This window comes from Bacillus sp. 05T22, from assembly GCF_056396765.1.
The window spans coordinates 1-8,586 of the sequence record NZ_JBFTMC010000148.1 but is presented as its reverse complement, the minus strand read 5'-3'; the positions used below and the strand labels follow the sequence as shown (position 1 = coordinate 8,586).

Genomic DNA, 8,586 nt, shown 5'->3' with positions numbered 1-8,586 from the left:
GTCCTGTATGTGGTAGCATAGATCATCCAAAGAAAGCTACAGAACGTGGAGATTCCATTGATGAAAAACAGCTAAATGAACTGCGCGAAAAGAAAACAGTTGCTGAAAAATTACATGTTCAAGTAGAAGAGAAATGGAATTTCTACAGATTACAATATGAGCAAGTAATAGATGAAGTCGTAAAACGAGGATACCGTTCAGAAGAGTTAGTTGAAACATACCGTACGCTAGTGCAAAACGGAAAACAACTAGCAGCTGAGGTAAACACATTAAAGGAAAGTGAAGAAAAACGTAAACAGCTAGCGTTAAGTGTAAAAGGATTAGAAGAAAAAGTAGAAGAATTACAGAAGCAAAAACGCGAAGCTGAGGTGATGCAGCACCGTACTGAAATGGAGTGCATGCAACTTCGTACGTCCTATGAACATGATCAGCAAAAAACCCATGAGGACTTACAAACGTTAGAAGCTTGGAAAAAACAATTTGATCAAGCTGTTAGCACACTTCGCTTTATGGAAGAGGAGTGGAAGAAAGTACAAGAAGCTTATCAACATTGGCAAAATGAAAATATACGCATACAAGCTGAGTATGATGGTGCTCTAAAGCAAGTAAGTCATGCAAAAGAAAAGCAAGAAGAGACTTTACTTCGCTTTACGACAGAGCTTGAACAAGGTGGATTTATCGACCAACAAGCTTATAAAGAAGCAAAATTAACAGATGTAGAAATGAAGCATTTGCATGAGCAAATTCAAGAGTACTATTCATCCTTAGAAGTATTGGCTAAACAAATTGAGGAACTAGTAAATGAATTAAGCGGGAAAGAATGGACGGACATTACAGCTCTAGAAGAACAAATGAAAGAGTTAGGAATTCAGCTTGATATTACAAAAGAAAAGCGCCAACGTGCCCAAAGTGCAGTTGCATACATTACCGATTTGCATGAAAACATTAGACGAATTGATGAACAAATTCATGAAGAAGAAAAAGCTTTCCAAGAACTTGTTGATTTATATGAAGTCATGAAAGGGGATAACGAAAGTCGTATTTCGTTTGAACGTTACATTTTAATTGAGTATTTAGAACAAATTGTTCAAATTGCTAACGAAAGACTTCGTAAACTATCAAACGGCCAGTTCTATTTAAAACGAAGTGAAAGAGTTGAAAAACGAAATCGTCAAAGTGGACTAGGATTAGATGTATATGACGCATATACAGGTCAAACACGTGACGTAAAAACATTGTCTGGCGGGGAAAAATTTAATGCATCGCTTTGTCTAGCACTTGGTATGGCAGATGTGATCCAGGCATATGAAGGCGGTATTTCTATCGAAACCATGTTTATCGATGAAGGATTTGGCTCGCTAGATGAAGAGTCATTAACAAAAGCGATCGATGCATTGATTGATTTACAAAAATCAGGACGATTTATTGGCGTTATTTCACACGTTCAAGAGTTGAAAAACGCAATGCCAGCAGTTTTAGAGGTAACGAAGCAGAAGAATGGTTGTAGTGAGACTCGGTTTGTGGTGAAATAATAAAACTAATAAAAAGGTTAATAGTAAATTTTAATTATGAGAGGACGTATGCTTAATAGTGGGCATATGTCCTTTTTTCATATAGTTATATCGGTATGATTTATGTTTGAAGGAAGCGTTGTTTAGAGAAAAAGATGTAAATAGTTATTTTTAAATAAATTTCTTAATAAAATTTTTTCAGAAATTTATTGAGAAATTAAATGTTCAATATGATGGTTTTTATTATAAAATAAAAATTTTTATGTAATTAATGATTATTAATTAGGAAATTTGAAAGTTTCAATTTAATTTTTTAAATCTATTATTTTCACAGAAAATAGGATGAAAAAAGTCTATATTTACAATAAAAGCAGAGATTTTTATGCAGATAAGTATGGGGACATAATAAAATATTTTATCTGAAAAATAAAAAAAGATTGACAAGACTGTTGAGAAACATTATCATTTCGGTGTACAAAAGAAAATGAAAATCATTATCAATTAATACTAAGTGAGTATTACCTAGTTTATTGTGACTGAAATTAAGATTAAATTGCACTTGACTGATAAGTTTAATATGTGTATGATTTTCGTAAATATAATGATAATGATTATCAATATCGTTATTAGTTGGTGATGTTTGTTTAAATATTTTCTTTGCACAGATTAATTAGGTTAACTTTATTAATCTGCAATTGAGAATATACAAGATAAACTAGATCGATTCGTTGTAAGGAAAGGAATTGAGAATATGGATTTCGGGGAATTTGATGGGAAGATTGCATTAGTTACTGGTGCAGCACAAGGAATTGGAGAGACTGTAGCGAACATGCTTGCGGAAAGAGGGGCAAAAGTTGCAGCGGTTGATAAGAATATTTTAGAACTCAATAAGCTTTCAGATTATCATGCAACAAGAGGCAGCTCTTTGAAAGTATTCGCTTTAGATGTGAGTGATAGTTCCGCAGTGGAAAATACAGTAAATCAGATTGAGGATACAATGGGGCAAATTGATATTTTAGTTAATGTTGCTGGTGTTTTGAAGATGAATGCAATTCACTCTTTAAGTGATGAAGATTGGGACAAGACTTTTTCTGTAAATACTACAGGGGTGTTTTATGTATCTAGATCAGTAAGTAAACGTATGAGATCACGTAAATCTGGTGCGATTGTAACTGTAGGGTCAAATGCTGCCAGTGTACCTAGAATGGAAATGGCTGCGTATGTAGCATCGAAAGCTGCTGCAACGATGTTTACAAAATGTCTTGGTCTTGAGCTTGCGGAATATAATATTCGCTGTAATTTAGTTTCTCCTGGTTCAACTGAGACAGAGATGCAGCGATTACTTTGGATAGATGAAAATGGGGCTGAAAAAATTATTGCAGGCTCACAAGATACATATAGATTAGGAATTCCATTAAAAAAAATAGCAACGCCTTCAGAGATTGCTGAAGCAGTTCTATTTTTAGCGTCAGATAAAGCAAGCCATATTACGATGCATAATCTGTGCATTGATGGCGGCGCTACTTTAGGAATCTAAATTAAATATAGGAGGTTTAAAATAATGAATCATACAACTGCTTTAAAGGAGTTAGCCACAAAATTACTAGATGACTATAAAGCTGGATCTTCATTCTTTTTTGCTTCACCGTACCGTACAATACTTGCCGAAGGAACATTTGCAACGGTGAAACATAGTCAGGTAGAAAATTTTCCTGAGCTGGTTCATGCTGTACTAAATAATGCGAAGCAAGCTGGGCACCATAATCCCATTGTTGTAGGAGCGCTTCCTTTTGATCGTAGAAAAGCGGTACAGCTCGTTGTACCTCAGGAGAGCAGGCTAGCAGATCGTCTGCAATTTGATTTTACAGATCGAATCCAGCAATCACCTGCACTTACATATGAAATGAATCCTATTCCGTCACCTTCAGAATATATGCGTGGTGTAGAGCAAGGAGTAGCTAAAATAAAGAGCGGTCACATAAAGAAAATCGTTCTATCTAGATCGTTGGATTTGAAATCTCCAGAAAAGGTTGACATTCAAAAACTGCTTTGTGATTTAGCGCAGCACAATAAACAGGGGTATACGTTTGCGGTAGATTTACCGAAGAGTGAAGAAATAGGGAATTGTGAGGCTTCACCAAAGCGTAGTCATACACTCATAGGAGCGAGTCCAGAGTTACTTGTCTCACGGAGTGGAATGCAGGTCATTTCTAATCCGCTTGCAGGCTCTAGACCTCGAAGTAAAGACCCTGAAGAAGATAAGAGACGAGCAGATGAGTTGCTTTCTTCAGCTAAAGATTTACATGAACATGCTGTTGTTGTTGAAGCGGTAGCTGCGGCGCTTCGTCCGTACTGTCGTACATTGCATGTTCCCAAAAAACCATCATTAATAAATAGTGAAGAAATGTGGCATTTATCTACTGAAGTAAAAGGAGAATTACTAGACGCATCAGTGTCTGCATTAGAATTAGCACTTGCGCTTCATCCTACACCAGCAGTTTGTGGAACTCCGACAGAAAAAGCTCGAGAGGCTATTAACGAAATTGAACCGTTTGATCGAGAATTTTTCACGGGAATGCTTGGTTGGAGTGATCTGAATGGTGACGGTGAATGGATTGTTACGATTCGTTGTGCGGAAGTTGAAGAGAATTCCCTTCGTTTATTCGCAGGAGCTGGTATTGTTGCGGAGTCAAAACCTGAAGATGAGCTAGCTGAAACATCAGCTAAGTTTCGTACAATGCTTCGGGCTATGGGATTAAATGATGAATCTTTGAAATAGAAGTTAGGGGGATAAATGATGTTAACAGGATGCCAGGAGTGGCCAAAGGAATTTGCAGATCGATATAAAGAAGAGGGGTGCTGGCGCGGAGAGACCTTTGGAGAGATGCTGCGAGAACGTGCGATGAAACATGGTGACCAGATTGCAGTGACAAGTGGCGAAAAACACTTAAGCTATAGTGAACTGGACAAAAGAGTAGATCAATTAGCTGCAGGATTTCTAAATTTAGGAATTAAACAAACGGATCGAGTGGTTCTTCATTTACCAAATATTACGGAGTTTTTCGAAGTCTGCTTTGCGCTTTTTCGCATTGGTGCAGTTCCAGTCTTTGCTTTGCCGTCACACCGAAGTAGTGAAATAAGCTATTTTTGTGAATTTGCTGAAGCGACTGCTTATATTATTTCTGATAAACAGTTTGGATTCGACTATCGAAAACTTGCAAGAGAAATAAAAGAAAAAGTTCCAACGCTGCAACATGTAATCGTTGTAGGAGAGGCGGAGGAATTTGTAGGAATTCGTGATCTTCATATGAATCCGGTCAATCTGCCAGAAGTGAAATCTAGCGATGTAGCTTTCTTGCAACTATCAGGCGGGACAACGGGATTGTCTAAATTAATTCCAAGAACACATGATGACTATATTTATAGTTTACGAGTAAGTGCTGAAATTTGTAAATTGGATCAACAGAGTGTGTATCTTGCTGTACTTCCGGTTGCGCATAACTATCCGCTTAGTTCGCCGGGGACTCTTGGGACGTTATATGCCGGAGGGCGGATTGTTCTAGCTTCTGGGGGAAGTCCAGATGAAGCGTTCTCTCTTATTGAGAAGGAACGTGTCACAATTACAGCACTTGTGCCCCCCCTTGCAATGGTATGGCTTGACGCAATAGCTTCACGCAATAATGATCTATCTAGTCTGCAAGTTTTACAGGTAGGCGGTGCAAAGTTTAGCGCGGAAGTGGCCAAGCGTATACGCCCGGCATTCGGTTGTACATTGCAACAAGTTTTTGGTATGGCCGAAGGGTTAGTGAATTATACGAGACTTGATGATGCAGAAGATATCATTATTCATACGCAAGGAAGACCAATGTCAGAGTTTGATGAAGTTCGTGTAGTTGATGAATATGATAATGACGTAGAGACAGGTCAAGTGGGGAGTTTATTAACTCGTGGACCATATACAATCCGTGGATACTATAAAGCTGAAGAACATAACGCTAAATCCTTTACTTCGGATGGTTTTTACCGCACGGGCGATCTTGTCAAAATAAATGAGCAAGGTTATTTAGTGGTTGAAGGACGCGATAAGGATCAGATTAATCGTGGTGGAGAGAAAGTTGCGGCTGAAGAAGTTGAAAATCATCTGTTAGCTCATGCAGCGGTACACGATGTTGCAATAGTATCTATGCCAGACGATTATTTAGGTGAACGTACTTGTGCTTTCGTTATAGCTCGCGGGGAAACACCGACTGTAGGGCATTTGAAAATGTTTTTAAGAGATCGAGGAATTGCGGCATATAAAATTCCAGATCGAATTGAATTTATAGACTCGTTTCCACAGACTGGTGTCGGAAAAGTGAGTAAGAAAGAATTACGGAAGGCAATTGCTGAAAAACTTAAATCTACCATAAAGTAATAAATGACAAATAAATATTCTTAACAATTCGAAAGGAAGTGATTAGATGGCTATTCCAGCTATCTCAGTATACCCAATGCCATTAGAGTCAGATTTACCAAATAATAAAGTAACGTGGAAGCCAGATCCGAAACGTGCTGTTCTTCTTATTCATGACATGCAAGAGTATTTTCTTGATGCATATCATGCAGAGGAATCACCAAGAGTAGAACTGATTTCAAATATTCAATCTATCAGAAAAACATGTAAGGAAATTGGTGTTCCTGTCGTTTATACTGCACAACCAGGTGGACAAACGCCAGAGCAAAGAGGATTATTGCAAGATTTTTGGGGGGCGGGTATTCCTGATGGGCCTCACAAGAAGAAAATTGTAGATGAGCTCACTCCTGATGAGAATGATATTTTCCTTACAAAATGGAGATATAGTGCTTTTAAGAAAACAAATCTTCTAGAGATTTTACATGAACAAGGGCGTGATCAGCTTATTATTTGTGGGGTTTATGCACATATTGGATGTCTTTTAACGGCATGCGAAGCATTTATGGATGGGATACAACCATTCTTCGTCGCTGATGCGGTTGCTGATTTTTCACAAGAACATCATAAACAAGCTTTGCAGTACGCATCTGAGCGATGTGCAGTAACTATAATAACGAATTTATTATTAAAAGATTTACAAAGTTTAAAAGAAACGTCTGCAGCAGAAGAAAATACAGGATTCACATTACAATCGGTACGTGAACAAGTTGCTGAATTGCTTCGTGAATCACCAGCAGATATTGGAGATAACGAAGATTTATTAAATAGGGGGCTTGACTCAGTTAGAATTATGAGTTTAGTAGAGAAATGGCGCCAAATAGGTGTAGAAGTTACATTCGCAGATTTGGCTGAGCGTCCAACAATTTATGACTGGTTTAATTTGGTGTCCTCCCAAGAGGAAAAGGTGCTATCAAATACAGATAGATAAAGGGGTAAATACGAATGTCTCATTGTCAAAAGGTTCGTCATTCATTGTCAGGTGCGCAAACGGGTATGTGGTTTGCGCAGCAACTTGATCCGAAAAATCCAATTTATAATACGGGTGAATACATAGAAATACATGGTTCAGTTGATGTGAAAACATTTGAATTAGCTGTGCGTAAAGTTGTAATGGAAGCTGAATCTTTACATGTTCACTTTGAAGAAGATGAGAAAGGGCCATGGCAAGTTATCGATGATTCACCTGAATTTCATATGCATATTATTGATGTTAGTACTGAAGAAAATCCCCAAAAAGCCGCTGAAGCGTGGATGAAAGTGGATTTATCTACGCCAGTGAATCTGAAAAAGGACAAGCTGTATACGGAGGCGCTTTTTAAAGTCGCTTCCAATCGTTTCTTCTGGTATCAGCRCATCCATCACATTGTGATGGATGGATACGGATTTTCTTTACTTGCGCAAAGAGTAGCAAGAGTATATACGGCATTCATGAATAATCAATCGTATGATGAGAGATCATTTGGTTCTTTATATACCATTTTAGAGGAGGATGCTGCGTATCGTGCATCGGAGCAATTTGAGAAAGATCGTAGCTTTTGGTTAGAACGGTTCCAAGATCAACCAGAAGTAGTAAGTTTAGCGGAACGTGCTCCTAGAACATCGAAGACATTTCTACGCCAACCAGCACATTTGTCTCGTTTAAGTACAGAATCTTTGCGGAAGGTTGCACATGATTGTAATGCGAATTGGCCGGATCTTATCATTGCTGCAACTGCTATCTATATACACAAGTTAACAAGTGCAGAGGATGTAATTTTAGGTTTACCGATGATGGGGCGTTTAGGATCAGCATCGATCAATATCCCTGGTATGGTCATGAATGTAGTCCCGCTTCGCTTGTCTATAGGCTCTAATATGAGTTTTGCTGAGATTGTCGGGCAGGTTTCTAATGAGGTTCTTGATATACGTTTTCATCATAAGTATCGTCATGAAGAATTACGCCGAGATCTTAAATTATTGGGAGAAAATCAAAGGTTATTTGGTCCAATGACTAATGTGATGCCATTTGACTATGCCTTGAGTTTTGCAGGAAATCATGGGGTTAAACATAATCTTTCGGCAGGACCGGTTGATGATCTTTCAATAAATGTGTCAAACGAGTTTGGTGAAAACGGCTTAAGGATTCATTTTGACGCAAATCCTGAGGTGTATAACTTAGAAGAGCTACTAACTCACAAGAAGAGATTTATGAATTTTCTGGAAGAAGTCTCGAATCTTCAAGTAAATTCACCGATTGGAAATCTAGAGCTCTTACTTCATGAGGAACGCAAGCTAGTTTTAGCCGAATGGAATCAAACTATGAAAGAAAGTTCATTCGTAAGTGTACCTGCTCTCATTGAAAAACAAGTAAGTAAATCTCCTGATGCTATTGCTGTCGTATGTGATGGACTAGAACTTACTTATAAAGAATTAAATGAACAGGCAAATCAACTTGCTCATTTCTTGTTAGAACGGGGCGTTCAATCTAAACAATTTGTAGCGTTAGCATTTCCAAGATCTGTAGAAATGGTTATCGGGATGTTAGCAGTTCTTAAGATGGGAGCAGCATATTTACCAATTGACCCAGAATATCCAGAGGATCGAATTACGTATATATTAAGCGATGCTCAGCCTGCTTGTATC

6 protein-coding genes are annotated in these 8,586 nt (G+C 38.0%); all 6 read left to right on the top strand.

Annotated features, from left to right (window positions below):
- Positions 1-1,532 (top strand): SbcC/MukB-like Walker B domain-containing protein (locus tag AC1DIT_RS25690; protein ID WP_476998500.1); only part of this gene is annotated, 1,532 nt, incomplete at its 5' end.
- 730 nt (positions 1,533-2,262) lie between these two features.
- Positions 2,263-3,048 (top strand): 2,3-dihydro-2,3-dihydroxybenzoate dehydrogenase, encoded by a 786-nt coding sequence (locus tag AC1DIT_RS25685; protein WP_016132803.1) that lies wholly within the window; start codon positions 2,263-2,265, stop codon positions 3,046-3,048.
- A 24-nt stretch (positions 3,049-3,072) separates the two neighbouring features.
- On the top strand, positions 3,073-4,290 hold the full coding sequence (gene dhbC / locus AC1DIT_RS25680; RefSeq protein WP_016132804.1) for an isochorismate synthase DhbC: 1,218 nt from the start codon (positions 3,073-3,075) through the stop codon (positions 4,288-4,290).
- Positions 4,291-4,308: 18 nt separating this feature from the next.
- Complete coding sequence (locus tag AC1DIT_RS25675; protein ID WP_016132805.1) at positions 4,309-5,925, top strand: (2,3-dihydroxybenzoyl)adenylate synthase; 1,617 nt, start codon at positions 4,309-4,311, stop codon at positions 5,923-5,925.
- A 46-nt stretch (positions 5,926-5,971) separates the two neighbouring features.
- The gene (locus tag AC1DIT_RS25670) at positions 5,972-6,892 is read left to right on the top strand and encodes an isochorismatase (protein ID WP_016114818.1); all 921 of its coding nucleotides are present in this window, start codon (positions 5,972-5,974) and stop codon (positions 6,890-6,892) included.
- Positions 6,893-6,906: 14 nt separating this feature from the next.
- Positions 6,907-8,586, top strand: a 1,680-nt coding sequence (locus AC1DIT_RS25665; RefSeq protein ID WP_476998499.1) for a condensation domain-containing protein, incomplete at its 3' end; no start/stop codon positions are given.